Genomic DNA, 26,405 nt, shown 5'->3' with positions numbered 1-26,405 from the left:
GCCATGCATCGCCAACCTTCACATGTTTTCCGAAATCTGGGTATGCGGCGATCATCTTCATAAAAAGGCTTCAGATCAGATCAATGAGTTTTGTTGGGTCATAACTGTCCAATCGTTCCACGTTTGGTCCAGCTGCTCCGACTGACAGCTTTAACCCAGCATTCTCAATTTTCCTCTTCAAATCATCAGCTTCCGTATATTCTTTTCTATCTCTAAGGTGCTGCCACCTATTGACCAAAGGCCACAGAACATCCGCGCTATCAGCAAGATCCGAGAAGCTAGCCATCTCCGTTCCACCTCTGAACCAATCAACTTCCTCAGCCTTGGGAAAGCCGAGCAAATCCATGGCTGCTCTGAGTCGGCCGTAATCTCCTCTGGACTGATACGAGTGCATCACGGAAATCGCTCCGGCTGTGTTCAAGTCGTTGATAAGCGCCCTGATCAACTCAGAAACATCAGGATTTGGCTGAGTATTTTCAGTAGAGCGAAACCAAGTCCTTAGATGTAACTCCGCCTCGGCTCTTTTTTCGTCTGTCCAGTCCATCGGCTTTCGGTAGCGCGTCGACAGAAACACAAAACGGATGACCTCTCCCGGCACACCGTTGTCCAGCAGGTCGCGTACAGTAAAGAAATTGCCCAGCGACTTGGACATCTTCCGGCCCTCGACCTGCAGCATCTCATTGTGCATCCAGACCCGTGCGAAATCTCCCTCCGGGTGCGCGCAGCAGCTTTGTGCGATCTCGTTCTCGTGATGCGGGAAGGTCAGATCATTGCCGCCGCCGTGAATATCGAAACTCTCGCCCAGGATCTCGTAAGCCATGGCCGAGCATTCGATATGCCAGCCCGGACGCCCGCGTCCCCACGGGCTCTCCCAACCCGGCAGATCCTCCGAGGACGGCTTCCACAGAACGAAATCCATCGGATCGCGTTTATATGGCGCGACCTCCACCCGGGCGCCCGCGATCATGTCATCAACCGACCGTCCCGACAACGCCCCGTACTGCGCATAGCTGCCCACCGAAAAGAGCACATGGTCCTCCGCCGCATAGGCGTGGCCCTTGTCGATCAACGTCTCGATCATTGCGATCATCTGCGCAATATAAGCGGTCGCGCGCGGCATGTGGTCTGGCTCAAGCGCGCCGACAGCGCCCATATCATCCAGGAACCATTGCGTGGTCTCGGCCGTGATCTCGGCGATGGGCCGCCCGCTTTCCGCCGCACGCGCGTTGATCTTGTCGTCCACATCCGTGAAGTTACGCACATATGTGACATGTTCCTCGCCATAGACATGCCGCAACAGCCGGTAGAGCACATCGAACACGATCACCGGACGCGCATTGCCGATATGGGCGCGATCATAAACCGTGGGTCCGCAGACATACATGCGCACATTCTCTGGATCCAGAGGCTCAAAAACCTCTTTCCGGCGGGTCTTGGAATTGTGGATTTTGATCGTCGTCATAACGTGGTCCTCACGCAGCGCAGCGCGGGCTTAGCAACTCTGATCCTGAATGGAAATGACAGAAGAGACCGGCCCGCTGAATCACTCAGCAGGAAATGCAGCAGCTTATGCAGATCCGGTTTGTCATGGTTCTCACGTCGCACAAGGGCGCTGATAAATCAAGGCTTGAGCGGTTGGCACTGTTTCAGCACTATTGCAGACATGAGCCGCGAATTCGTGAACAAGATCTGCAAGGCCCTGCCAGGCGCGGAATGGTCCGACCCATGGGGCGGTGGGCATGATGCGTGGAAGGTGGGCGGTAAGATGTTTGCCTGCGTTGGCATGATGAATGACGGGGTTTCCGTGAAAACGCCCGATATCGAAACCGCGCAGATGCTGATCGAGGTCGGCGTGGGCGAGAAAGCCCCTTATTTTCATCGCAGCTGGATCCGCCTGCCCTGGACTTGCGACGAGACCGAGATGCGGCACAGGCTGGAAGCGTCCTATGACATCGTGCGCGCGAGCCTGACAAAGAAGATGCAGGCCAGCTTGCCGACACGGGCCTGATTGACAATCCCCGCCTGCTCTGACCCTCTGCGGCAATCGGCAAGGGGGCCCGGCATGCAGCTATCCAAACGCATCACGCATCTGACGGGCGGCGGCTCGGACGGGTGGGACGTCTTCTATCGCGCGCGCGCCATGATCGCTGCAGGCGAAGAGGTGACGGAACTGACGATCGGAGAGCACGATATCCGCACCCATGCCAGTATTCTCAACGCGATGCACGGCGCGGCCGCAGGGGGACATACCGGATACGCGATGGTTCCAGGAACCGACACTTTACGCCGCACGGTAGCCCAACGCATGACCGAGCGGACAGGCGTGCCCACGGGGCCTGAAAACGTATTGATCACGCCGGGCGGGCAATCGGCCCTCTTCGCCGCGCATCACGCGGTTTGTGACGAAGGCGACACGGCGCTTTACATCGACCCCTACTATGCCACCTATCCGGGCACGATCCGGGGTGTCGGCGCCTTCCCCAAGGCGGTGATCACGCGCCCGGAGGATGCGTTCAAGCCGCAGCGCTCCGCTCTTGATCAGGTGGCCACGGGCGCGCGGTCCCTGCTGATCAACACACCCAACAACCCCACCGGCGTGGTCTACGATCTTGAGACGCTTGAAACGATATCAGAGGCCTGCAAGGCGCATGACCTCTGGCTTATCTCCGATGAAGTCTACGATACGCAGGTCTGGGACGGATCGCATATCTCACCGCGCGGGCTGCCGGATATGGCCGACCGGACCCTTGTCGTCGGGTCCATGTCGAAAAGCCACGCCATGACCGGATCCCGCTGTGGATGGCTGGTTGGGCCCGCGCAGGCCATCGACCACCTGATCACGCTGGCGACGCATACCACCTATGGCGTGCCCGGCTACATCCAGGACGCCGCCGTCTTTGCGATGGAACAGGGATCGGCGCTGGAAGCGGAAATCGCCGCGCCCTTCAGGCGGCGGCGCGACTTGGCGCAGTCGATACTGGCCGCGCAAAACACGATCGGGCTGATCCCGTCTCAGGGGGCGATGTATCTGATGCTGGATATCCGAGCCACGGGCCTGAGCGGCGAGGACTTCGCCAATGCGCTTCTGGACCGGCATCGCATCGCAGTGATGCCGGGCGAAAGCTTTGGACGGGCCGCCGCCGGGCATATTCGCGTCGCCATGACGATCGACGATCAAGCCTTTGCAGCGGCGCTCGAGACGCTCTGCGCCTTTGCCAGCGCCGCTGCGAAAAAGACGGCCTAGTTAGAAGCGGAACGATCCGCGCAGCGAAACGCTGGTCGCCTCGGCGCCGACCCCGGAACTGCCCAGCTCGTCGAACTCGTGATAAAGCACCTCGCCGCCGACGGTGAAGTTGGGCGCAACCGCATACGAGATACCGACACCGCCGAACGGGCCGGTCTCATCCCCGATCGAGGTATCAACCCGCGCAGCCCCTGCCGTCGCATAAAGCAACGTGCGGCCAAGGTCGTAACCGGCACGCAGTTTCAGGCGCATCACGTTGTCCACGTTCGCGGCCCCGTTGAGGTCGATATCGGCAAAGTCGTAGTCGAACTCACCCCCCAGAACGAACCGTCCGAAATCATAGTCGTACCCGGCGTGAAGGCCGTACATCACGTCGTCGCCGTCGGCATTGCCATCCCCATCGACGTCCAGTTGACCAAGTTGCAGACCTGCATAGCCGCCGGTCCACTCACCGCCGGTATCCACAACCACCGGCGCAGGCGCCGGGGCCACGGGGACGGGTTCCGGTACAGGTTCGACAAGGTTGCCCGCCATCACGGCAGGCGCCGCCATCAGAACCGTCACACCTGCCAAAACTCGGTGAAGTTTCATGTCTCTTCTCCATTTTTCTGCTCTGACCTCACAGCAGAGGCCACGATGTCAGAACGTATGGAGGCCCACTTTCCGTTCCCATTCACGGCTCCGAGAGGGGGCCGTTTCCGGCTGTGGATCGCCGAAATGACCAATATCTCGGCCAATATGTGCAGATAACGGCGAATGGACGCGCGGAATGTCGCCACTTTGGACAAATCCGATCAGCAACGGTTCGAGCGTTCAAAAACGACCTGTGGTCGCGATTGAGATAGACCACGCGCGATCCCCCGGACCATGATGACAAAAAACGGGGACGATAATGCAAGAAGAGCTGTGCAAGATCAGCCTAGTCAGTCGCACGATCGGCGCGCAGCGCGGTCGGGCCCCGAGAGGCCGTCCGCACATCGTCTGAACTCATTTCTTGGATTCAGACAGGACAGACCAATGACAGAGACAACCACACCCACCCGCAGTGGCGGACGGGCGGCCCGGCGCGCTGCGCGGGCGGCACCGCTCGCCGACCATCTTCGGCCCATCCGCGCCGGATTGAGCGGCGGCCATTACGCTCCGCTGACAGAGTCCGCCATGCAGCGGATCCACACCGCGGCCCTCGACGCCCTGGAAGAGATCGGGCTTGCGGACGCCCCCGAAAGCGGCATCCGGTATCTCACGGGTGCGGGCGCCATCCTGGGCACAGACGGGCGCGTTCGGTTCCCGCGCGCCCTGATCGAAGATACGATCGCCAAGGCGAACCGCACCGTCACGCTTCACGGGCGGGACCCGGCGCATGACCTCACCCTATCCGGTGCGCGCGTACATTACGGCACGGCGGGTGCCGCCGTTCACCTGGTTGATGTCCGAACACGGACGTATCGCGACAGCACGTTGCAAGATCTGCACGATGCGGCGCGCATTACCGACAGGTTGGACAATATCCACTTTCTGCAACGGCCATTGGTGGCGCGCGACGTACTCGACAATCGCGAGATGGACCTGAACACGGTCTATGCCTGCTGTGCAGGTACGACAAAGCATATCGGCACGTCTTTCACGGAACCCGCCTTTGTGCCCGACGCGCTGGAATTGCTGCATCTGATCGCCGGCGGAGAGAATTCCTGGCGGGCCCGACCCTTCGTGTCGAACACCAATTGCTTCGTCGTGCCACCGATGAAGTTCGCGACGGAAAGTTGCGAAGTGATGGAAGCCTGCATCGAAGGGGGTATGCCCGTCCTCCTGCTGAGCGCCGGGCAGGCCGGTGCGACGGCCCCTGCCCCCATCGCCGGTGCCATCGTCCAGGCCGTGGCCGAATGCCTAGCAGGGCTTGTCTACGTGAACGCTATAAAACCCGGTCATCCGGCGATTTTCGGCACCTGGCCCTTTGTCTCTGATCTGAGGACGGGCGCGATGTCCGGCGGCTCGGGCGAGCAGGCGCTGCTGACGGCGGGCTGTGCCCAGATGCATCGGTTCTACGATCTGCCGGGCGGTGCCGCGGCAGGGATTGCGGATGCGAAACTGCCCGACATGCAGGCCGGCTGGGAACAGGCGATGTCGAATGTCATGGCCGGTATGGCGGGGCTGAACATGGTCTACGAGGCCGCGGGAATGCATGCCTCCCTTTTGGGGTTCTGTCACGAAAGTCTGATCTTGGGCAACGATCTCATTGGGCAGGCGCTGCGCTGCGTGCGCGGGATCGAGGTGACCGAAGACACTGTCTCGGTCGAAACGATCAAGGCGACATGCATGGGCGGGCCCGGTCACTATCTTGGGTCCGAACAAACCCTTGGGATGATGCAGACGGAGTATGTCTATCCCGCCTTCGCGGATCGCACGTCCCCGAAAGAGTGGGACGAACAGGGCAAGCCGGACCTTGTTGCAAAGGCCATCGCACGCCGGGAGGAGATACTGAACGCACCTTCGGCTGCCCTGTTCGACCCAGCCACCGACGCAGCGATCCGCGCGCGGTTTCCGATCCATTTGTCTACGTAAGCAGGATCTAAACAAAGCGGCGTCCGGTACTGGGGAATACCGGACGCCGCGCTCCGAACCTGAGCCTTCCGGGTGAAAAGGTGTGCGAAACCCGTGGTGTGTGATGGGCTCAGGGGAGTGTTCTTATGAACTTAGCCCTCGGTCGGGGGCATCATGCCCGCTTCCTGTGCGGCAAGGACTTCGTCATTGTCGAGGGCGCCATCGGCATTCACGTCCATTGCCGTGAATGCGTCTGCGGTGATTTCGGGATAGACTGCCTGGACCTCATCAATTGTCAGAACGCCATCGCCGTTTGCATCCACTTCGGTCGAGGTCTGGCCCATCGATGCGACAGGCAGAGCCAACCCGAGAGTGGTAACCAGGGTCAGTACGGTCGTTTTCATGTCTTCTCTCCAAGTGATAGCGAAGACGTCTTCGCGCCTTCATGAGAGAAGACGCTTCGAAACCGCTTTGCGTCCGGCGACGGCGACACCGCCGTCGTGACGTGCCAAACACCGCTCATCCCTGCAAAGCGCCTGCGCGGCGGGTCGCCCAAAAAGGGCCTTTTGGCAGGATCGGCGGAAAATCCCGGGCTTTTCAAACCCGCACGCACCGCCAAGCTTAAAGGAACAGAGTTTAGGAAACGGAGGTTAGCCAATGCCGAACCCTGACTTGCACTCTCTGCCCGAACACCTTGCGCGGCTGTTGCCGGCCCTGACGCGACGGGCCCGCACGCTGAGCGCCCGTCCCGAGGACGCTGCCGACCTTGCTCAGGAGGCCGCGTTGCGCCTTTGGCAACATCACCTTGCCGGTGCGCAGATCGAAGATCCCGAAGCCTATGCGATGACCACCCTGCGCAACCTTGCGAGATCCGCCTGGCGGGGGCAACGCAGCTTTGACGCGCTCGAAGAGGATACGGCCGCCGCCCCGCCGGACGCCCCCCGCCTGATCGCCTATGCGGAGCTCAGCGCCGCGATCGACCGCCTGCCACCCGCGCAAGCCAAGCTCTTGCATCTGGTCGAGGAGGGTGAGACGAGCCCGGCCCGGCTTGCAGATATCACCGGAAATCCGGTGGGCACCGTCATGTCACGGCTGGCGCGCGCGCGGGCAAGCCTGCGGGCCGAAATGGGCCTGAGCAAGAAATGCTCGGTCACCACGCTTTACGAAGAAAGTCTGGGCGCATAGGCGCAGGGGGGAACACCCTGTCCTGACAAACCCCTCGCAGGCGTCTAGAGTGGCGCCCATGTCCACGCCTGTCTCATCCATCCGCAACCTTGGACCCGCCTACGAGGAAAGCTGCGCGAAAGCCGGCATTCACTCGGCCGAAGAGTTACGCGATCTTGGGGCAGATGCGGCCTATGCCAGGATGCTCGAGACAGGTATGAAGCCGCATTTCATCGGCTATTACGTGTTGGTCATGGCCCTTCAGGGCCGTCCCTGGAACGATTGCAAGGGCGCGGAGAAAGCCGCGCTGCGCAAACGCTTCGACGCGATCAAGGCGCGCTCCCACGACCCCGACCGTTCGGAGTTCGAGAAGATGATGGATATCATGGGCATCGGGTCGCCGCAGGTCCGGTAGGGCGAAGCGCCCGGGAACTTAAGCCAGGTTCGCCGTGTTTTGTTTGCAATCGCATCAAAAGGAGACCTGTCATGGACCTGGTACGCATTCTGATTGCCATTCTTCTGCCCCCGCTTGGCGTCTTTCTGCAGGAAGGCTTGGGCAAGCACTTCTGGATCAATATTCTGCTGACGTTGCTTGGTTATCTGCCGGGTATCGTTCACGCGGTCTATATCATTGCCCGCCGCCCGTCTTATGCGTGACACGCACGCCCAGCGTCTGGCGCGGCTTGAGCGTCTGGCGCATGGAATGGACCAAGCGTTCCGGGTGCCGCTTATCGGCATCCGGATCGGCTGGGACTCTCTTCTGGGGTTGGTTCCGGGCATCGGCGACGCCCTGGCCTTAGGTCCCGCGGGCTATGTCCTGATCGAAGGCAAGCGCATGGGCGCCAGCAATACCCTTCTGGCACGTATGGCCGGCAATGTGGCCATTGACACGCTGATTGGGTCAATTCCGCTTATCGGCGATCTTTTCGACATCGGATGGAAGGCGAATACGCGCAACGTCGCGCTGCTGCGCCGCCATCTTGAGCGTCGCGCACACGCACAGAGAGCTTTGGCAGCCTAGCCAAACACATCACGATGGAGCGTGCGCACCATGCCCCATGCAGCCACATCGTGCATCACACCAAGCCGCCCTTCGGCCATCGCGCGATCCAGGTCTTCAGGGTGGCGCAAGCGCACCTCCATCTGTTCCAGATCACCCGACTGCGCATCCTGCACCCAACGGCAGCCGGTGGCGAGAAACTGGTGACCTTCACAGCCCCGCTGGTTCCCGTTGTCGACATAGGTGCCAAGCGGGATCAAATTCTCGAAATCAAAGCCGGTTTCCTCAAGCAACTCCCGCGCGGCGCCTTTGGCCGGTTCTTCACCCGCTTCGACAAAGCCTGCCGGAAAACTGATCCCCACCCGTCCGGGCCCGTGTTTATACTGATCGATCGTCACAACCTCACCCTCAGGCGTGACCGGAACGACGATGGCATATGTCCGCAATTTCACCTGATAAAAGTCGTCGATCACCCGACCGTCCGGCAATGAGACCGCTTGTTTGACAACCCGCAAAAAGGGATGCGCGGCAAATACCTCCTCTTCCGAGAGGATTTTCCAGGTCTTCATGCTGCCCCCACCCAAAAAGAAACCCGCCCGAAGCACCATGCTGCGGACGGGTTTCAGACTTACACGAAACCGCGCTTAGCCGACCAGTTCGAGGCCGGAGAAGAAATAGGCAATCTCAACAGCCGCCGTTTCGGGCGCGTCCGAACCATGGACCGAATTCTCACCCACGCTTTCGGCGAACTCCGCACGGATGGTGCCGGGTGCGGCGTCGGCCGGGTTGGTGGCGCCCATGATCTCGCGGTTCTTTGTGATGGCGTTCTCGCCTTCCAGAACCTGCACCACGACCGGGGCCGAGGACATGAATTCGCACAGTTCGTCGTAGAACGGGCGCTCTTTGTGCACCTCGTAGAACACACCGGCCTGCGCCTTGGTCATGTGAATGCGCTTCTGCGCCACGATGCGCAGACCCGCTTCTTCGAATTTGGCGTTGATCTTGCCGGTCAGATTACGGCGGGTGGCGTCGGGTTTGATGATGGAAAACGTGCGTTCCAAGGCCATGTGAGTGCTCCTTAACTCCCGGCCTTGGCGCCCTGCCCCGACCGTCAATTTCTGCGCGCCGCCTAGCATGCAGCCCGGTCTTTGAAAAGCCCATTCGCCCCCTCTTTCCGGGCTGGCGCCGCTCTGCTAGGTGAGGCGCATGTTGCGGATCGAGGATATCTCTTACGCGGTGGCCGGACGGCCCCTGTTCGACGGCGCCAGTGCGACGATCCCCGAGGGGCACAAGGTGGGACTTGTGGGCCGGAACGGAACCGGCAAAACCACGCTCTTTCGGCTGATCCGCGGGGAGCTTGCGCTGGAATCGGGCAACATCACCCTGCCCCAGCGCGCCCGGATCGGCGGCGTGGCCCAAGAGGTACCGGCCTCGCAGACATCATTGCTCGACACCGTTTTGGCCGCCGATACCGAGCGCGCGGCGCTGCTGGAAGAGGCGGGCACCGCAGAGGATGCCACACGCATCGCCGAGATCCAGACCCGGCTGAGCGATATCGACGCCTGGTCCGCCGAAGCGCGGGCGGCGAGCATTCTCAAAGGGCTTGGCTTTGACGATCACGAACATGCCATGCCGTGCGCCGATTTCTCTGGCGGCTGGCGCATGCGGGTGGCCTTGGCGGCGGTTCTCTTTGCCCAGCCCGACCTGCTGCTTCTGGACGAACCGACCAACTATCTCGACCTCGAAGGCGCGATCTGGCTGGAGACCTATCTGGCCCGCTACCCCCATACGGTGATCATCATCAGCCATGACCGGGGCCTTCTGAACCGCGCGGTCGGCGCGATCCTGCATCTCGAAGACCGTAAGTTGACCTTCTATCAGGGACCTTACGATCAATTCGCCCGTCAGCGCGCCGAAAAGCTGGCCCTTGCCGAGGCGATGGCCAAAAAGCAGGAGGCCCGGCGCGCGCATCTGCAATCCTATGTCGACCGCTTCCGCTACAAGGCCGACAAGGCCCGGCAGGCGCAGTCCCGGATCAAGGCGCTCGCGCGGATGCAGCCCATCACCTCTCCGCAGGAGGCAGCATTACGCGCCTTTGCCTTTCCGGAACCCGAGGAACTGAGCCCGCCTATCGTCAACATCGAAGGCGGCGCGGTCGGGTACGGAGAGACGACGGTGCTGTCGAAACTCAACCTGCGCATCGACCAGGACGACCGCATCGCGCTTTTGGGCAAGAACGGTCAGGGCAAATCGACCCTCTCGAAGCTGCTGTCGGACCGGCTGGACAAGCAGGCGGGCAAGATGGTGAAGGCCGCCAAGCTGCGCATCGGCTATTTCGCGCAGCATCAGGTCGATGAGCTTTACGTGGACGAAACCCCGCTCGACCACCTGCGCCGCCTTCGACCCGGCGAAACACCGGCCAAGCTGCGCGCGCGGCTTTCAGGCTTCGGGCTGACCGCAGATCAGGCCGACACCATCGTGGAGCAGCTTTCGGGCGGGCAGAAGGCGCGTCTTTCGCTTTTGCTGGCCACAATCGACGCGCCTCACATGCTGATCCTTGACGAGCCCACCAACCACCTCGACATCGAAAGCCGGGAGGCTTTGGTCGAGGCGCTCACCGCCTATTCGGGTGCTGTCATCCTGGTCAGTCACGACATGCACCTGCTTAGCCTTGTGGCCGACCGGCTTTGGCTTGTGTCCGGCGGCACGGTCAAACCCTTCGACGACGATCTTGACGCCTACCGCAAGCTCTTGCTGGCGCGGGACGCCCCCGCCAAGGCCAAACAGGCGCCAAAACCCAAACGGCCCGGACGCGAGGCGATGCTTGCGCTCAAATCAGAGGTGCGCAAAAGCGAAGCCAGGGTCGAAAAGCTGAACGAGATGCGCGACAAGCTGGCGGCTAAGCTTGCAGATCCCGATCTCTACGAAGAGGGAAAACAGGGCGAAATCGAAGTCTGGCAGCGCAAATACGCGGAAGTGATGGACGGCCTTGACCGGGCGGAGGCGCTCTGGATGTCCGCGCTTGAGAAACTGGAAGAGGCAGAAGCGCTGTAATCGGGTGATGTCGGTGTTATATGCCCGACATGGCCAACGTCGATTACGCACATCTTACCTATCTGCTTCTTCTGGGCTGCGCGCTTGCGTTTTGGTATTTCACCGCCAATCGCAATTCGCTGGGCAAAACCGTGCAGCATATGGCCGCGTGGTTTCTTATCTTTGTCGGTGTGATTGCCGCAATCGGCCTTTGGGACGATATCCGGCAAACGGTCCGCCCCACCCAATCGGTCTTTTCCGATCAAGGCCGGGTTGAGGTTCCCCGTTCACCGGACGGCCACTATTATCTCACACTCGATGTCAACGGAGAGCCGGTCAGGTTTGTTGTCGATACCGGCGCGACCGACATCGTCCTCACCCAGCGCGACGCTGCCCGCGCGGGGATCTCGCTGGACGATCTGAATTATATCGGACGGGCCATGACGGCCAACGGAACGGTCCGTACCGCACCGGTCCGGCTGGATGAAGTCGCGCTTGGCGCGGTTGTAGATCGCGGCATCAATGCCTGGGTGAACGAGGGAGAGATGAGCGAGTCGCTCCTCGGCATGGCCTATCTGCAGCGTTGGGACCGGATCGAGATTTCCGGAGGAGAACTGGTGCTACAGCGCTAGCCGCCGCTTTCGGCCTTCTTTTCCCAGCGGCCGGAGGCTTCGGACCAGTATTGCGCTGAACACCCCCCATCGGTGAGCGCCTTCCACTGCCCCCGTGCATGTTGCACCGCGCTCTCGTCATTGCCGTCAAAGAGCACGCAGACACGTTCCAACGCGGCCACCTCATCGGGTGCAACCTCGGCCCCATCCATTGCCATCAGGCATTGCGGGGCGTTCGCGGCATCGCGTTCGGTGGTCAGCAGGATCGGCTGATGCGCGTCGTGCGGACCACCGGCAAGCCCGTGTGCAAGAAAGCTTTCGTCGGATCCCAGCCAGAGCCGTTCGTCCAGCCAGGCCATCCGCTCGGTATCCCGTCCGCGCACGGCAATCCGCCACCCCGCACCCCGCGCCTTTCCAAGAAGGATCGGCAGGGTGAGCTCCAGCGGATTGCGCGTCAGATGATAGAAATAGGCGGCGCCCATCACTCCGTCTCGAACCGGTCCTTGATCATCCGGTTCAAGGCCATGACGCCCCATCCCGTGGCGCCTTTGGGCGCGTATTTGGTGTCGGATTTCACCGATGCGACCCCCGCGATATCAAGGTGGATCCAGGGTGTGTCATCTTTCACGAAGCGTTTGAGAAACTGCGCCGCGGTGATCGAACCAGCCGGGCGGCCACCGATATTCTTCATGTCGGCGATGCGCGACTTGAGCATATCGTCATAGGCCTGGCCCAAAGGCATCCGCCATGCGCCTTCGCCTTCGGCCTCGGCGGCTTTCAGAAAGCCATTGCAGAAAACGTCGTTGTTGGAAAAGACGCCCGCATTTTCATGGCCGAGACCGATAATGATCGCGCCGGTCAGCGTGGCCAGATCGATCATTCCCACCGGTTCGAACCGGTCCTGCGCGTACCACATCACGTCGCACAGCACCAAGCGACCTTCGGCATCGGTGTTGATGATCTCGACCGTGTCGCCCTTCATCGACTTGACCACATCGCCGGGCCGCGTGGCCCGGGCCGACGGCATGTTTTCGACAAGGCCCACAATGCCCACGACATTCGCCTTGGCCTTGCGCAGGGCAAGCGCGCGCATCGTGCCCGCAACCACGCCGGCCCCGCCCATATCCATGGTCATGTCTTCCATGCCCGCCGCGGGCTTGAGGGAAATGCCGCCGGTATCGAACACGACACCCTTGCCCAAAAGGGCCAGCGGCGCCTCGTCCTTGGCCCCACCCTTCCATTGCATCACCACAACCTTGGAGGGGCTGTCAGACCCATGCCCGACACTCAGAAGTGTCCGCATGCCGAGCTCTTCCAGCTTGTCTTCTTCCAGGACTTCGACCTCGAGGCCCAGCTTGGACATGTCCGCTAGACGATCCGCGAATTCCGTTGTCGTCAACACATTGGCCGGCTCGTTCGTCAGATCGCGGGTCATCATGACCCCTTCGGCAATCGCCAGAAGCGGGGTGGCCTCTGCCTCCACCTCTTCCGGTTTGCCGAGGTAGAGCGTGACAGCGGCCTCATCCGCCTCTTTTTCGCTATCGCTCGTCTTGTGGGCGTCGAACGTATAGTCGCGCAGCGCAATGCCAAGGGCCAGTTCAGCCGCCTTGCCTTGCGTTCCGGCCATGAGGTGAAGGGCCTTGCGCACTTTCAGTTTTGCAAGCGTGACACCCGCCTTGCGGGCCTCTTCGACGCTGGGCCGCTTGGGCAGACACACGACGTCAAGCGCTTCGGCTGCAAGGCCCGACGGCCAGTTGAGCGACACGACCTGGCCGGGCTTCAGCTTGGCAAAGCCCGCACTCTCCACAAGGCGCGCAACCGCCCCTCGGGTCAGCCGATTTGCGCGGCGTGCGGACTGATCCAGCTTGCCATCCGGGCTGACGATGATGGCCAACCGTCCCTCAACCGTTGCAACAGCGTCCAGATCGACGGGGACAAAGGATATTGGGGTTACTTGGGTCATCGTCCGCTCCATGGTGGGTTCTCATCAAGACCTAGCCTGTCCGCCCCTACTTTGCCAGATATCAGTTTTCCCCGCCTCTGAATTGCAGTAACGTCGCCTGCAACGAGGCAGGCCGAGTTCCGGGGGGAAGACCGCATTGTCCAGATACGACAGATATGTGCTGTCGCAACTTCTTCTTCTGTTCGGCTTCTTCGCGCTGATTCTGGTCGCTGTCTTCTGGATCAACCGCGCTGTTGTGCTGTTTGACAGGCTGATTGCCGATGGTCAGTCGGCCATGGTGTTTCTGGAATTTACAGCGCTGGGTCTTCCCAATCTGATCCGCATGGTGGTGCCCATGGCGGCCTTTGCGGCTGCCGTCTACGTGACCAACCGGCTGAACGGGGAAAGCGAGCTTGTGGTCATGCAGGCCACAGGCTCGGGCCCGTCGCGGCTGGCGCGTCCTTTTCTGGCCTTTGGGCTGGTCACGGCGCTGATGATGAGCGTGCTGACCCACATTCTGCTGCCCGCGTCGATCAATCAGCTTGAGGTGCGGGAAGCCGAAATCTCGCAAAACATCACCGCCCGTTTGCTAACCGAAGGCACGTTTCTGCATCCGGCGCCTAACGTCACTTTCTATATCCGGTCCATTGATCCGGACGGCACGTTGAACGATGTCTACCTGTCAGACCGCCGGGTCGAGGGTGAGACGGTGACCTACACGGCATCCCGCGCCTTTCTTGTGCGCGATGCCGAGCAATCGAAGCTGATCATGGTCGATGGGCTTGCCCAGCGTCTGTCAGAGGAAGCAAACCGCCTTTCCACCACAAACTTTGCGGACTTTTCATACGATATCAGTGCATTGATCGAAGATCCCGCAGCCGTGCGCCGCAACATCAGGGCCCTGCCGACATGGGAACTGATGACCGATCCAGCCGGGATCGAAGAAAGTGACGGCTACGCGCAGGGCCCGCTGGCCGAGGAACTGCATTTGCGGTTTGCCCGCGCGCTGATCTGTATCTCTGTGGCTCTGATCGGGTTTTCGACCCTGATGGTAGGCGGGTTCTCCCGCTTCGGCGTATGGCGTCAGATCGTGATTGCCTTTGTCTTGCTGATTTTCATGGAAATCGGCCGCGGCCTGGTGTCGGAGCCGGTTCTAGAAGATCCCCGGTTCTGGCCGCTGATCTATATCCCGTCGCTCGCGGGCATTCTGATTGCAATTCTCTTTTTGCGCATCGCGGGTCGCCCGCTGCGGATCCCCTGGCCCACCGGAAGGCAGGAGGCCGCCGCGTGATCCTGCACTTCTATTTTGCCCGACGTTTCCTTCAGAGCCTTTTGACCGTCACGCTGGTATTTCTGGTCTTGCTGCTTCTGATCGATCTGGTGGAACAATTGCGCCGCTTCGAAGGCATCGATGTCGCCTTTGGCCAGATGGTCCAACTGATGATGCTGAACGCGCCGGGCGCCCTGAACGAAATCTTGCCGTTGATCATGATCCTGGCGACCGTGATGCTGTTTGTCGGCCTGGCCCGCAGCAGCGAGCTGGTGGTCACACGGGCGGCCGGCCGCTCTGGCCTCCGGGCACTTCTTGCGCCCCTTGGCGTTGCTCTGGTGATCGGAGTTCTCACGGTCACGACGCTGAACCCCATCGTTGCGGCAACGTCGAACCGGTATCAGCAATTGTCCGAGCTTTATCGCACCGGTGGAACGGCGGCCTTGTCGATCAGCGGCGAAGGGTTGTGGCTGCGTCAGGGCGGCGGAGAAGGGCAAAGCGTCATTCACGCAAAACACTACAGCAGCAATGCAGGTGTCCTTTACGACGTGACGATCCTCAGCTACGCCCCGGAAGGTGGGCCGGTTCGGCGGATCGAAGCTGGTTCGGCCCGCCTGACGAACGGCGCCTGGTCACTGCGCGCTGTAAAGGTTTGGCCCCTGGCCGCCGGGCTGAATCCAGAGGTCAACGCAATGGAACACGAGGCGCTTCTTTTGCCATCCACACTGACACAGGAACGGATCCGCGACAGTCTGGGCACGCCCTCGGGGATCTCTGTCTGGGATATGCCAGCGACCATCCGGCAATTGCAGCAAGCGGGCTTTTCCACCAAACGACACGAGGTCTGGTTCCAGTCCGAGCTGGCCCGGCCGCTGTTTCTGGTCTCCATGGTCTTGGTCGCCGCCGCATTCACCATGCGCCATGCCCGATTTGGCGGAACGGGCGTCGCGGTGCTGACCGCCGTCATGCTTGGCTTTGGCCTCTATTTCATCCGGAACTTTGCCCAGATCCTCGGCGAAAACGGTCAGATACCCGTTGCGCTGTCGGCCTGGGCGCCCCCGGTCGCAGCGGTTCTGCTGGCTCTGGGCCTCCTCCTTCATACGGAGGACGGTTAATGGCCATGCGGCGCCTTCTGACAGCCCTGGCCATGCTGTGTCTGCCGACCGTCACAGCCGCGCAAGAGACGCCGGAAGACCGGCCTGCGGTGCTTGTCGCGGACCGGGTCTTTGTCACGTCGGACGAAAAGCTTGTCGCAGAAGGGAATGTCGCTGCTTACCATGCCACGCAAACGATCAAGGCCGCGCGCATTACCTATGATCGGCGCACGGGATCGCTGACCATCGAAGGGCCGATCCGGCTGACCGAGGGGGATCGCGTCACGATCCTGGCCGATGCCGCCGAGCTGGACGAGGATCTGCAGAACGGTCTTTTGACCGGTGCGCGCATGGTGCTGGATGATCAGCTACAACTGGCCGCCGTCCAGATCGGGCGCACCAACGGGCGCTACAGCCAGCTTTACAAAACGGCCGTCACCTCGTGCCGGGTTTGCGAGGAAGGCGAAGCCCCGTTGTGGCAGATCCGCGCGCGACGGGTGATCCACGATCAGCAGGAACGTCAACTCTACTTTGACGACGCGCAGTTTCGCGTGCTGGACGTTCCGGTCTTTTATCTGCCGCGACTGCGTCTGCCCGACCCGACGCTGGAGCGGGCCAGCGGATTTCTCTATCCCAGCACCCGCACCACGTCTCAACTGGGCACCGGCATTCGCATCCCCTATTTCTTCCGGCTTGGCGATCACGCCGACCTGACCCTTGCGCCTTATCTGTCATCCGGGACAACAACGCTCGATTTCCGGTATCGTCAGGCTTTTCGGTCCGGGCGCATCAGCTTTGAGGGTGCGTATACCGAAGACGACCTTCTACCCGACAATACAAGGGGATACCTCTTTGGTCAGGGCATTTTCCAACTGAGCCGCGATTATGAGCTGAGCTTTGATATCGAATGGGTCAGCGACGATGCCTATCTGCTCGATTACGGTGTCAGCGACAAGGACCGGCTGGACAGCGAGATCGCTCTGACCCGGACCTACCGTGATCAGTTCACGCGCGCCGCCTTAATCCACTACGATTCGTTGCGCGACGGTGAAGACGAATCCCTTATCCCGACCATCGTCGCGGACTTCCAGCACGAGCGGCGCTATTTCCCCGACCGCCTTGGCGGTGAGGTGCGGCTTGGCTTTTTCGGCCATACCCATCATCGGACCTCGAACCTCGACATGCTGGGCCGGGATGTGTCGCGGCTCACGGCCGAGATCGACTGGCTGCGCAACTGGGTGCTGCCGATCGGGCTGCGTGCGGATTGGCAGATGGGCCTTGCCGTGGATGTCTTCGACATTCAGCAGGACAGCGCCTTTCAAAGCGACATTACCCGCACCACGCCGCATGCGTCGCTGAGCCTGCGATACCCCATGACGCGCAGCACCGCTTCGGGTGCGACGCATTTCCTGGAGCCTGTCGTACAGATCGGCTGGAGCGATTCCGGCGGGGGCGACGTGCCTATTGATGAAAGCGGGCGTGTTGAATTCGACCAGGGCAACCTCCTGTCGCTGTCGCGCTTTCCCGCGAAAGACGCACGGGAGGAAGGGTTCGCCTTTGCCTACGGGCTCAACTGGTCCCGCTTCGGGACAAGCGGCTGGCAAACCAACTTCACCATCGGCCAGATCATTCGCGATGATGCCATCGGTGCCTTCAGCGAAACCTCCGGGCTGGTCGGGACGTCATCGGATTTTCTGTTCGCTGGCCAGATCCAGACCGATTTCGGCTTCGATCTGACGGCTCGGACCCTTTTCAACGAAAACCTGGATGTGGCAAAGGCGGAGTTGCGCGGGGACTGGCGCGGCACCCGGACCGAGATCAGCGGCAGCTATATCTGGCTTGACGAGGATCCGGATGAGGATCGCACGCAGTCCGTGTCCGAGATCTATCTGGATGGCTCTTACAACATAAACCGGTTTTGGACCGCCAGCGCGAACTGGCGCTACGATCTGGCCGACACACGCGCGGCGACAGCCGGGATCGGCCTCGCCTATCGCAATGAATGCGTTGAGGTCGATCTTTCCCTGAACCGTCGCTATACCTCGTCAACGAGTGTTGAGCCCTCTACCGATTTCGGATTTAACATCGCGTTCAGAGGCTTTGGCGTTTCGAGCGGAACAGAAAGATACGTGCGATCATGCAACAATACCTGATGCGGCTGATACTGGCCTGCGCGGCAGCGCTGACCCTTCAATTGACCGGTGGGGGTGCCATGGCGCAGGGGCTTTTCTCCCCTGCGATCACGGTGAACGAAGACGCGGTGACCTTTTATGAACTGGAGCAGCGGGAGCGTTTCCTGCGCTTGCTGCGCGCGCCCGGCAACCCTTCGGAACTGGCCCGTCAGGCGCTGATCGAAGACCAGCTGAAAAGACAGGTCACCCGGGAGGCGGATATCGTGCCGACGGAACAGGAAGTCCTTGAAGGTATGGATGAATTCGCCGCCCGCGCAAATCTCAGTCGGGAGGAATTCATTCAGGGCCTCGCGGGCGGCGGCGTCTCTGAAGAGACGTTTCGCGACTTCGTTGAGATCGGCATCGCATGGCGCGAATTTGTCCGGGCCAGGTTCCTGTCCCGCGCCCGCCCAAGCGAAAGCGAAATCGACCGGGCCCTGGGGTCTGGCGGTGGTGGGGGCGGTGTCCGCGTGCTGCTGTCGGAAATCATCATGCCGGTGAACCCCAACAACATCGACACGGTCCAGGCCCGCGCCGAACGGATCTCGCAGCTCACAAGCACCAGCGCATTTTCGGCCGAGGCGCGCCGGTATTCCGCAACCGCCACGCGCGGAAATGGTGGGCGCATGAACTGGTTGCCCATTACGGATCTGCCTGCCCAGTTGCGACCGGTCATTCTGGCCCTCGCCCCTGGTGAGGTGACGTCACCCTTGTCGCTGCCGAATGCCATCGCACTCTTCCAGCTCAGGGATATCGAGGAAACCGATGCGGCGGCACCGACCTATTCCGCCATTGAATACGCGGCCTACTACATCCCCGGAGGACGGAGCGAGGCCGCTTTGAACACCGCCGCCTCCATTCGCGCGCGGGTGGATACCTGTGACGATCTCTATGGCATCGCGCAAGGCCAGCCCGAAGAGGTGCTGGACCGTGGCAGCCTGCCCCCGTCCGAGATCCCGCAGGACATCGCCGTTGAACTTGCCAAGCTGGACGACGGCGAAGTCTCGACCGCGCTGACCCGTTCGAACGGGCAGACGCTGGTCTTTCTGATGCTCTGCGGCCGCACCGCCGAAATCAATCAGGACACCTCCCGCACGGATGCCGCGAACGCGCTGACGCAACAGCGTCTCAACTTCTTCTCGCAAAGCTATCTTGAGCAATTGCGGGCGGATGCCGTGATCGTCGAGCAATGACCGCACCCATCGCGGTCAGTTGCGGCGAGCCTGCAGGCATCGGTCCGGAACTGGCCGTAAAGGCGTGGCGCACGCTTGGCGCCGACTGCCCGTTTTTCTGGATCGGTGACCCACGTCACCTGCCCGAGGGAACACCGAGCGTTGAGATCACCTCCCCGTCTGACACTGCAAAAGCGTTGTCAGACGGCCTGCCCGTGCTGTCCCACGACTTTGCCGAACCGACCCATGCGGGCGAGCCATCCGCGGCGAATGCCAAAGGAGTGATCGAGGTTCTTGAGCGGGCGGTGGGGCTGGTCGGGTCGGGTGCCGCATCCGCTCTTTGCACGGCGCCGATCCATAAGAAGGTACTGATTGACGGCGCCGATTTCGCTTATCCCGGCCATACTGAATTCCTGGCCGCCCTTGCCGGGGTCGATCGTGTCGTGATGATGTTGGCCAGCGACGCACTGCGGGTGGTTCCTGCAACGATCCACATCGCGCTCGCCGACGTTCCGGCACAACTCACCCCAAACCTCCTCCGCGAAACAATCGCGATTACAGCGCGGGGTTTGCAGCAGCAGTTCGGCATAGACCGGCCCCGGATTGCGGTTGCTGGCCTTAACCCGCACGCCGGAGAAGGCGGGGCGATGGGGCGCGAGGAACTGGACTGGATCGAGGACCTCCTTACCAAGATCGACCTGCCTGATGTGACCGTGACCGGACCGCATCCCGCCGACACGCTGTTTCATGCGGCGGCCCGCACGCGCTATGACGCGGCCATTGCGATGTATCACGATCAGGCGCTGATACCGATCAAGACGCTGGACTTCGACCGGGGGGTCAATGTGACGCTCGGCCTGCCCTTCGTTCGAACCTCTCCGGATCATGGTACGGCATTCGACATTGCCGGGCACGGCATCGCCAATCCGACCAGCATGATCGAAGCTCTCAGACTTGCTCAGAAGATGGCCGCTCGGCGGGTATGAGCGCCATCGACACTCTTCCCCCGTTGCGCGAGGTGATTGCAACGCACCAGCTTTCCGCGCGGAAATCGCTTGGCCAGAACTTTCTGCTGGATCTCAACCTGACCGCAAAGATCGCACGGCAGGTTGCACGGCTCACCGAAAGCGACGTTCTGGAAATCGGGCCGGGACCCGGCGGGCTGACCCGTGGCCTTCTGGCGGAAGGCGCGCGGCGGGTTGTTGTGGTTGAAAAGGACAGCCGCTGCCTGCCCGCGCTGCAGGACATCGCGTCGGCCTATCCCGGACGCGTGCATGTGATCGAAGGCGACGCGCTGGAAGTCGGCCCCCTTGCGCATCTCACACCCCCCATCCAGATCGCGGCCAACCTGCCCTACAATGTGGGCACGGAGCTTCTTGTCCGGTGGTTGACCCCGCCGGAATGGCCGCCGTTCTGGCAAAGCCTGACGCTCATGTTCCAGCGGGAGGTTGCAGATCGCATTGTCGCGCAACCGGGCAGCAAGGCGTATGGACGGCTCGCCATTCTGGCTCAATGGCGCTGTGACGCGCGTATCGTGATGTCGCTTCCACCCGGTGCGTTTACCCCGCCGCCCAAGGTGTCGAGTGCGGTCGTGCATCTTTCCGCCCTGCCCGCGCCGAGATTTGAGGCGGATGCGGGAACCTTGTCGCGGGTGGTGGCTGCAGCCTTCAATCAGCGCCGCAAAATGCTGCGCGCTGCCCTCAAAGGGCTCAGCCCTGATATCGAGGACCGGCTTCGCACCACCGGCATCGCACCGACCGAGCGGGCCGAACAAGTTTCCATCGAAGCTTTCTGTGCCCTGGCCCGCGCCATGGACGCGACCTGACGAAGGAGCCTATTCGGCCGCCTTTGTAGGTGTATCTTCGGGCGTCTCTTCCGGCTTGGCCTCTTTTGGCGCAGCCGCGGTTTCCTCAACCTCTACTTTCTTGGCGCGAGGTTTGCGGCGTGTGCGCTTGGGCTTGCTCTCCGGTGTCTCAACAAGGCCCGTATCGTCATCGTTGGCCGTATCACCTGCAACCTCCAACGCATCGGACTTTTCGGTCTCGGTCGGCTCGGCCGCCGTATTCGATTCGCGTTCCTGCCGCTCCGCGCGTTCGCGGTCACGTTCTGCCTGGCGCTCTCGGTTCTGGCGTTCCTGCTCTTCCCGCCGGGCGTCGATCTCGCGCTGTGCCTCACTGAGCAGACGGAGGTAATGTTCGGCGTGCTGCTGAAAATTCTCAGCCGCCACCCGGTCATTGCCCAGTTGGGCGTCGCGGGCGAGTTGATTATATTTATCAATGATTTGCTGCGGCGTGCCACGCACTTTGCCTTCAGGGCCGGAACTGTCGAACACACGGTTGACGACGTTGCCACCTGAGGGCCGGTTGCGGTTGGACTTCGACCGCGAACGTGATTTGGACGATCTCATGTAACTGGTTTTTGCCTTGTATTCAGAGCCTCTCGTTCCGGACCGCAGAAGATGCGCTAAAATAAGCCACCGGAACGACTAACAGTTTGGCTTGATGTTCATCGGGAGCGTGTCGCGCTCCAACCGTTGAGAACGCTCATGACTAAACATGTCCCGCGTCTTCGCACAAGAGGGTGCTTTCGTTTTTTGTTCAAAATGGGCGTCTTTTTGTACGTTTCTTTCTCAGTCAAGTGGCATAACGGCACTTACAACGCGATCCCTGCCGTCGAGATCGGGCAGGATTCGCAACGCTTCAAGCCCCGCCTGGATGAAGAGTTCGCTGACAGCGTCAGCCTGCGTCGGTCCGATCTCGACCAAAAGCCGGCCTCCCGCCCGCAAGCGCTTGGGCGCGCCCATGGCGATGGCGCGATAGGCGCCCAGCCCATCGCCCTCATCTGTCAGGGCCATTCTGGGCTCATGACTGCGCACCTCTTCCGACAGATCGTCCATTTCCGACAGCGCAATGTAGGGCGGGTTCGAAACGATCAGGTCAAACCGACCGTCGACAGCCGCAAACCAGTCGGACTGGCGCAATTCCGCGCGCGTTTGAACCCGGTGCAGCACCGCGTTCGCGCTGGCCTGCAAACAAGCCGCTTCGCTCAGATCCACGCCCAGCCCGCGCGCGGACGGCATTTCGGCCAACAACGTCACCAACAGGCAACCTGAGCCGGTGCCAAGGTCCAGCACATGGTCGAACGGTTCCGCCAGGGCCACCTCGATCAGGGTTTCGGTTTCCGGGCGCGGATCCAGCACATCACGGCTGACCTTGAAACGGCGACCGTAGAATTCTCGCTCTCCCAGCAAGTGAGAGACCGGCACGCGAACGGCCCGGAGAGAGATCAACTGGTCAAACCGCTCCTCGATGTCGGGGGCGAGGTCTTCCGGCGCAATCAATGTCACGCGCGAGGCTTCGATCCTTGCGGCGTGGGCCAGAAGCACCCTTGCATCGCGGGCGGGATCATCCACCCCGGCCGCCCGCAGGCGCGCAGTCGCCGCGACCATGGCTTCGGCCGCTGTCATTGCGCCATCTCGGCCAAAAGCCGGGCCTGATCATCGGTTGTCAGCGCATCAATGATCTCATCAAGATCACCGCCGATCACCGCGTCTAGCTTGTAAAGCGTCAGGTTGATCCGGTGATCCGTCATACGGCCTTGCGGAAAGTTGTAGGTGCGGATGCGTTCGGACCGGTCCCCGCTGCCCACCTGTGCCGCGCGGTCGGCGGAGCGTTCGCTGTCCACACGCTGCCGCTCCAGATCGTAGAGCCGGGTCTTGAGGACCTGCATCGCGATCTCGCGGTTGCGGTGCTGGGACTTTTCCGAACTGGTCACGACGATCCCGCTGGGAATATGGGTAATCCGCACCGCGGAATCGGTGGTATTCACATGCTGCCCGCCTGCCCCGCTCGACCGCATGGTGTCGATCCGCAGGTCGTTAGCGTCGATCTGGATGTCCACATCCTCCGCCTCGGGCAGGACCGCCACGGTCGCTGCGGATGTGTGAATGCGCCCGCCGCTTTCCGTTGTCGGCACGCGCTGCACGCGGTGAACGCCGGATTCGTATTTCAGGCGGGCAAAGACGTTTTCTCCCTGCACATGGGCGGTCACTTCCTTGATGCCGCCCAGCTCCGTCGCTTGTTCATCCAGGATCTCAAAGCGCCAGCCGCGCGCCTCGGCATAGCGCTGATACATGCGCAAAAGGTCCCCGGCAAAGAGTGCGGCCTCATCGCCTCCCGTCCCGGGCCGGATCTCCAGCATGGCGGGCCGCGCGTCCGCCTCGTCCTTGGGCAAGAGCGCCAGTTGCAGCGCATGTTCCGCGCCAGGCAGTTGCGCTTTCAAGGACGGCAATTCCTCTTCGGCCAACTCCCGCATATCGGGATCGTCCAGCATCGTCTCCGCCTCGGCCATGTCGGCGCGGATCTGGCGATAGGCCGCGATCTGCTCGACCACCGGTTTCAGATCGGAATATTCCTTGGCAAGCGTCGCGATCTGATCCGCCGCGGCCCCATCGGCCATCCGCGCTTCCAGAAACTGGAAACGCTGCAAAATTTGATCCAGGCGGTCTTCGGGTACCATTCGGGCGGTGTCGGACATCATGACGCTTTGGTCAAGGGCGACCCTATGCTAACGTTTGGCCATGAGACACCTTTTGTTGCTGCTGAGCCTTATGGCCAGCCCCGCCTTCGCTGACATCACCAGCCCCAGCGGTAAGACAGTGGAGTGTTACTGTACCGACCGCAGCGGCGCCCGGATCGAGCTGGGTCAAACCATTTGCCTGCAGGTGGACGGTCGCATGTTCACGGCGCAATGTCAGATGTCGCTGAACGTCCCGATGTGGCGTCAGATCCAGGACGGTTGCATGTCCTCAGGATTGCAGAGCAGCGATCCAGGCGTCGAGCCGAGCGGCGTTGACGCCCATATCTGATCGGCCAAAGCGCAACCGGCCATGCATCTTGAGCCGGTCACCGTCCTGTTGGACGGTGGTGTAGTCGGGAAAGCCCATGACCTTGCTGCGCGTGACATAGGTCACCATACCGCTCTCCACCGACCCCCACAGGACCCGTGTGCGCGGAGCTACCCGTGCAATGGCGTCAAGCCGCGCCAGACCGTCCGGCCCGGTTTCGACAAGCCGTTTGGCGCCGCCGGTCGTGTTGATATCGGTGGTCACGGTCGGTTCGGCATGCCAACGCACCGGATCGCTGGGCGCGAGGCGAATATAGCCCATGCCCACGACAATCACTGCCAAGAGAACCCATAATCCGATCATCAGACGTCCCATGTCCTATTGTTGTCCGCTGGGCGGCCCGCAGGCCACCTAGCGATATGTCACACCCGGCAGAATACACAACAGCTCGTAAAGCAGGTTCGCCGCTGTCAGCGCGGTGTTGCCCGAAGGATCGTAGGGCGGCGACACCTCCACCAGATCGCAGCCCACCACATTCACGCCCTTGAGCGCCCGGATCAGCTCCATCGCCTGCGGGGTCGTCAGACCGCCGATTTCCGGCGTGCCCGTGCCAGGCGCGAAGGCCGGGTCCAGGCTGTCAATATCGTAAGTGATATAGGTCGGCCGGTCCCCGATATCGCGCCGGATCTCGTCCCCAAGAGACGAGAGCGGCTTATGCCAAAGCTCCGGCGCCAACCACATCTGGAAGCCCCATCCCTGCGCCTCGGTAAAGTCGGTGGCGGCGTAACCCGTGCCGCGCAAACCGATCTGGTAAGTCTTCGCCGGGTCGATCAGACCCTCCTCATAGGCGCGACGGAAGACGGTGCCGTGGGTCTCCTTCTCCCCGAACATCTCGTCATTCACATCGGCATGGGCATCGACATGGACCAACGCGACAGGCCCGTGTTTCTTTGCGATGCTACGCAGGATCGGCAGAGTGATCGAGTGGTCGCCGCCCATCGCCATCGGGATCACATCATGCATGAGGATCGCGTCATAACTCTCTGATATAATGCGAAGGCTATCGCGCAGCGAAAACGTGTTGATCGCCAGATCCCCGATATCGGCCACCTGCAGGCCGTCGAAGGGCGCCGCCCCGGTCTGCAGGTTGTAGGGCCGGATCATGGCACTTTCCGCGCGGATCTGCTTTGGCCCGAACCGAGTGCCCGACCGCCACGACGTGCCGATATCCATCGGGATGCCCAGCATTGCCACATCAAGCCCGTCGAGGCTGTTTGCCGCTGGCAGCCGCATAAAGCTGTTCGGCCCGGAAAAGCGCGCAAGCTCGTTCCCGCTGATCGGTTGGTTGAAATCGGTCATGTTCGCAGATGCCATCCCAGAAGGCAGAGAATTTCGGTTGCCACATGGGCGCCGGCGATCGCTGTGGCGCCGGTTGTGTCATAGGGGGGCGAGACCTCGACGACATCCCCGCCCTTGATGTTGATGCCCGCCAGATCCCGCAGGATGATCGCCGCCTGAGCCGAGGTGAGCCCACCCCAGACTGGCGTCCCGGTGCCCGGCGCGAATGCGGGGTCGAGCCCATCGATATCGAAACTCAGATAGACGGGACGGTCGCCAAGGATGCCTTTGATCTTCTCCACCACGGCCTGCGGACCGGTCTCATGCACCTCCCGCGCGTCGATGACGTTCACGCCCAGCGTATCCTCGTTCGTGGTGCGGATACCCACCTGGACTGAGGTCGCCGGGTCCACGATGCCGGATTTCACCGCCTTGTAGAACATCGTGCCATGGTCGATGCGGCTCATGTCATCGTCGGGCCAGGTGTCGGTGTGGGCGTCGAATTGCAAAAGCGACATCGGCCCATGTTTCTCGGCGTAGGCGCGCAGGATCGGGAAGCTCACATAGTGATCGCCGCCAAGCGCAAGGGATGCGGCACCGGCGTCCAGGATCGTTTTGATATGTGCCGTGAGCGCATCGGGGAAGTCCGGCACGCGGGCATAGTCAAAGGCCAGATCGCCATAGTCGATCACATTGAGCACGCTCAACGGATCGTAGGGCCAGCCATAAGGCGCGTCGGGCGCTTGCAGGCTGGAGGCTTCGCGGATCGCCCGCGGCCCCAGCCGCGCGCCGGGCCGGTTGGTCACCGCCTGATCGAAAGGCACGCCGGTCACCGCGACATCAACGCCTGTCAGGTCCTTGGTATAGAGACGCCGCAGGAAGGATGTGGCCCCTCCGAACGTGTTCTCAAAGGACGGGCCACGCAAACTTTCTCGCGTAAAGGCTTGATCTACCTGGGTCTTTGCGTCTTCCAGCGCCAAGG

At 61.5% G+C, this 26,405-nt stretch carries 28 protein-coding genes; 15 read left to right on the top strand and 13 right to left on the bottom strand.

Features of this window, described 5'->3' with window-relative positions:
- Positions 1 to 70: 70 nt before the first annotated feature.
- A complete protein-coding gene (gene cysS, locus CFI11_RS10455; protein ID WP_130405672.1) occupies positions 71 to 1,462 on the bottom strand; it encodes a cysteine--tRNA ligase in 1,392 nt (463 codons plus the stop codon).
- Between the two features lie 201 nt (positions 1,463 to 1,663).
- On the opposite strand from cysS, the gene CFI11_RS10450 reads away from it, so the two are divergent.
- On the top strand, positions 1,664 to 2,008 hold the full coding sequence (locus CFI11_RS10450) for an MmcQ/YjbR family DNA-binding protein (RefSeq protein ID WP_130405670.1): 345 nt from the start codon (positions 1,664 to 1,666) through the stop codon (positions 2,006 to 2,008).
- 54 nt (positions 2,009 to 2,062) lie between these two features.
- Positions 2,063 to 3,244 carry a pyridoxal phosphate-dependent aminotransferase gene (locus tag CFI11_RS10445; protein ID WP_130405668.1) on the top strand — a complete coding sequence of 394 codons (1,182 nt, stop codon included), beginning with the start codon at positions 2,063 to 2,065 and terminating at the stop codon, positions 3,242 to 3,244.
- Here CFI11_RS10445 and CFI11_RS10440 read toward each other — a convergent pair whose 3' ends face one another.
- Positions 3,245 to 3,835, bottom strand: coding sequence for an outer membrane protein (locus CFI11_RS10440; protein WP_130405666.1), 591 nt, complete (start codon positions 3,833 to 3,835; stop codon positions 3,245 to 3,247).
- 426 nt (positions 3,836 to 4,261) lie between these two features.
- On the opposite strand from CFI11_RS10440, the gene CFI11_RS10435 reads away from it, so the two are divergent.
- Positions 4,262 to 5,803, top strand: coding sequence for a trimethylamine methyltransferase family protein (locus CFI11_RS10435; protein ID WP_130405664.1), 1,542 nt, complete (start codon positions 4,262 to 4,264; stop codon positions 5,801 to 5,803).
- Positions 5,804 to 5,934: 131 nt separating this feature from the next.
- Here the strand turns inward: CFI11_RS10435 and CFI11_RS10430 are convergent, their stop codons facing one another.
- Positions 5,935 to 6,186, bottom strand: a complete 252-nt coding sequence (locus CFI11_RS10430; protein WP_130405662.1) for a hypothetical protein — start codon at positions 6,184 to 6,186, stop codon at positions 5,935 to 5,937.
- A 253-nt stretch (positions 6,187 to 6,439) separates the two neighbouring features.
- Between CFI11_RS10430 and CFI11_RS10425 the strand changes: the two genes are divergently transcribed.
- The 4 genes from CFI11_RS10425 to CFI11_RS10410 all read left to right on the top strand — a co-directional run bounded on the left by CFI11_RS10425 (position 6,440) and on the right by CFI11_RS10410 (position 7,967).
- A complete protein-coding gene (locus CFI11_RS10425) occupies positions 6,440 to 6,967 on the top strand; it encodes an RNA polymerase sigma factor (RefSeq protein ID WP_130405660.1) in 528 nt (175 codons plus the stop codon).
- A 58-nt stretch (positions 6,968 to 7,025) separates the two neighbouring features.
- The gene (locus CFI11_RS10420) at positions 7,026 to 7,361 is read left to right on the top strand and encodes a TfoX/Sxy family protein (protein WP_130405658.1); all 336 of its coding nucleotides are present in this window, start codon (positions 7,026 to 7,028) and stop codon (positions 7,359 to 7,361) included.
- A 71-nt stretch (positions 7,362 to 7,432) separates the two neighbouring features.
- On the top strand, positions 7,433 to 7,603 hold the full coding sequence (locus CFI11_RS10415) for a YqaE/Pmp3 family membrane protein (RefSeq protein ID WP_130405656.1): 171 nt from the start codon (positions 7,433 to 7,435) through the stop codon (positions 7,601 to 7,603).
- Positions 7,596 to 7,967: a DUF4112 domain-containing protein gene (locus tag CFI11_RS10410; protein ID WP_130405654.1), complete on the top strand. Its 372-nt coding sequence runs from the start codon at positions 7,596 to 7,598 to the stop codon at positions 7,965 to 7,967. Before CFI11_RS10415 ends, CFI11_RS10410 begins: the two co-directional genes overlap by 8 nt.
- Here CFI11_RS10410 and CFI11_RS10405 read toward each other — a convergent pair.
- Positions 7,964 to 8,515 (bottom strand): NUDIX hydrolase, encoded by a 552-nt coding sequence (locus tag CFI11_RS10405; protein ID WP_165390238.1) that lies wholly within the window; start codon positions 8,513 to 8,515, stop codon positions 7,964 to 7,966. The two genes, CFI11_RS10410 and CFI11_RS10405, sit on opposite strands and share 4 nt — an antisense overlap.
- 75 nt (positions 8,516 to 8,590) lie before the next feature.
- On the bottom strand, positions 8,591 to 9,013 hold the full coding sequence (gene ndk, locus CFI11_RS10400) for a nucleoside-diphosphate kinase (protein ID WP_130405650.1): 423 nt from the start codon (positions 9,011 to 9,013) through the stop codon (positions 8,591 to 8,593).
- Between the two features lie 139 nt (positions 9,014 to 9,152).
- Between ndk and CFI11_RS10395 the strand changes: the two genes are divergently transcribed.
- Entirely contained in the window at positions 9,153 to 11,000 is a 1,848-nt protein-coding gene (locus CFI11_RS10395) for an ABC-F family ATP-binding cassette domain-containing protein (protein WP_130405648.1), read from the top strand.
- A 29-nt stretch (positions 11,001 to 11,029) separates the two neighbouring features.
- A complete protein-coding gene (locus CFI11_RS10390) occupies positions 11,030 to 11,611 on the top strand; it encodes a TIGR02281 family clan AA aspartic protease (protein WP_130405646.1) in 582 nt (193 codons plus the stop codon).
- Here CFI11_RS10390 and CFI11_RS10385 read toward each other — a convergent pair.
- On the bottom strand, positions 11,608 to 12,072 hold the full coding sequence (locus tag CFI11_RS10385; RefSeq protein ID WP_130405644.1) for a DNA polymerase III subunit chi: 465 nt from the start codon (positions 12,070 to 12,072) through the stop codon (positions 11,608 to 11,610). The genes CFI11_RS10390 and CFI11_RS10385 overlap by 4 nt on opposite strands.
- Positions 12,072 to 13,553, bottom strand: a complete 1,482-nt coding sequence (locus CFI11_RS10380; RefSeq protein WP_130405642.1) for a leucyl aminopeptidase — start codon at positions 13,551 to 13,553, stop codon at positions 12,072 to 12,074. The genes CFI11_RS10385 and CFI11_RS10380 overlap by 1 nt, the downstream gene beginning before the upstream one ends.
- Positions 13,554 to 13,689: 136 nt before the next feature.
- Here CFI11_RS10380 and lptF point away from each other — a divergent pair, with 136 nt between their 5' ends.
- The 6 genes from lptF to rsmA are packed head-to-tail and all read left to right on the top strand — an operon-like array spanning position 13,690 to position 21,064.
- Complete coding sequence (gene lptF, locus CFI11_RS10375) at positions 13,690 to 14,823, top strand: LPS export ABC transporter permease LptF (RefSeq protein ID WP_130405640.1); 1,134 nt, start codon at positions 13,690 to 13,692, stop codon at positions 14,821 to 14,823.
- Entirely contained in the window at positions 14,820 to 15,917 is a 1,098-nt protein-coding gene (lptG, locus tag CFI11_RS10370; RefSeq protein WP_130405638.1) for an LPS export ABC transporter permease LptG, read from the top strand. Before lptF ends, lptG begins: the two co-directional genes overlap by 4 nt.
- Entirely contained in the window at positions 15,917 to 18,049 is a 2,133-nt protein-coding gene (locus CFI11_RS10365) for an LPS-assembly protein LptD (protein WP_254449063.1), read from the top strand. Before lptG ends, CFI11_RS10365 begins: the two co-directional genes overlap by 1 nt.
- Positions 18,034 to 19,260: a peptidylprolyl isomerase gene (locus tag CFI11_RS10360; protein ID WP_130405636.1), complete on the top strand. Its 1,227-nt coding sequence runs from the start codon at positions 18,034 to 18,036 to the stop codon at positions 19,258 to 19,260. Before CFI11_RS10365 ends, CFI11_RS10360 begins: the two co-directional genes overlap by 16 nt.
- Complete coding sequence (pdxA, locus tag CFI11_RS10355) at positions 19,257 to 20,225, top strand: 4-hydroxythreonine-4-phosphate dehydrogenase PdxA (RefSeq protein ID WP_130405634.1); 969 nt, start codon at positions 19,257 to 19,259, stop codon at positions 20,223 to 20,225. Before CFI11_RS10360 ends, pdxA begins: the two co-directional genes overlap by 4 nt.
- Positions 20,222 to 21,064, top strand: coding sequence for a 16S rRNA (adenine(1518)-N(6)/adenine(1519)-N(6))-dimethyltransferase RsmA (rsmA, locus tag CFI11_RS10350; RefSeq protein WP_130405632.1), 843 nt, complete (start codon positions 20,222 to 20,224; stop codon positions 21,062 to 21,064). The genes pdxA and rsmA overlap by 4 nt, the downstream gene beginning before the upstream one ends.
- Before the next feature lie 9 nt (positions 21,065 to 21,073).
- On the opposite strand, the gene CFI11_RS10345 is transcribed toward rsmA, so the two are convergent.
- The 6 genes from CFI11_RS10345 to speB (CFI11_RS10315) form a co-directional block, all read right to left on the bottom strand.
- Positions 21,074 to 21,646, bottom strand: coding sequence for a DUF4167 domain-containing protein (locus tag CFI11_RS10345; RefSeq protein ID WP_130405630.1), 573 nt, complete (start codon positions 21,644 to 21,646; stop codon positions 21,074 to 21,076).
- Between the two features lie 222 nt (positions 21,647 to 21,868).
- Positions 21,869 to 22,705: a peptide chain release factor N(5)-glutamine methyltransferase gene (prmC, locus tag CFI11_RS10340; RefSeq protein ID WP_254449062.1), complete on the bottom strand. Its 837-nt coding sequence runs from the start codon at positions 22,703 to 22,705 to the stop codon at positions 21,869 to 21,871.
- Positions 22,702 to 23,757 carry a peptide chain release factor 1 gene (prfA, locus tag CFI11_RS10335; RefSeq protein WP_130409985.1) on the bottom strand — a complete coding sequence of 352 codons (1,056 nt, stop codon included), beginning with the start codon at positions 23,755 to 23,757 and terminating at the stop codon, positions 22,702 to 22,704. The genes prmC and prfA overlap by 4 nt, the downstream gene beginning before the upstream one ends.
- 289 nt (positions 23,758 to 24,046) lie before the next feature.
- Positions 24,047 to 24,460 carry a DUF1499 domain-containing protein gene (locus tag CFI11_RS10325; RefSeq protein WP_130405626.1) on the bottom strand — a complete coding sequence of 138 codons (414 nt, stop codon included), beginning with the start codon at positions 24,458 to 24,460 and terminating at the stop codon, positions 24,047 to 24,049.
- Positions 24,461 to 24,496: 36 nt separating this feature from the next.
- On the bottom strand, positions 24,497 to 25,444 hold the full coding sequence (gene speB, locus CFI11_RS10320) for an agmatinase (RefSeq protein WP_130405624.1): 948 nt from the start codon (positions 25,442 to 25,444) through the stop codon (positions 24,497 to 24,499).
- The gene (gene speB / locus CFI11_RS10315; protein ID WP_130405622.1) at positions 25,441 to 26,403 is read right to left on the bottom strand and encodes an agmatinase; all 963 of its coding nucleotides are present in this window, start codon (positions 26,401 to 26,403) and stop codon (positions 25,441 to 25,443) included. The genes speB (CFI11_RS10320) and speB (CFI11_RS10315) overlap by 4 nt, the downstream gene beginning before the upstream one ends.
- Between the last annotated feature and the right edge of the window lie 2 nt (positions 26,404 to 26,405).

The sequence above is a fragment of the Thalassococcus sp. S3 genome, assembly GCF_004216475.1.
Taxonomy (GTDB): Bacteria; Pseudomonadota; Alphaproteobacteria; order Rhodobacterales; family Rhodobacteraceae.
The sequence above is the reverse complement of the archived record's forward strand: the minus strand, read 5'-3'. Positions and strand labels throughout refer to the sequence as shown.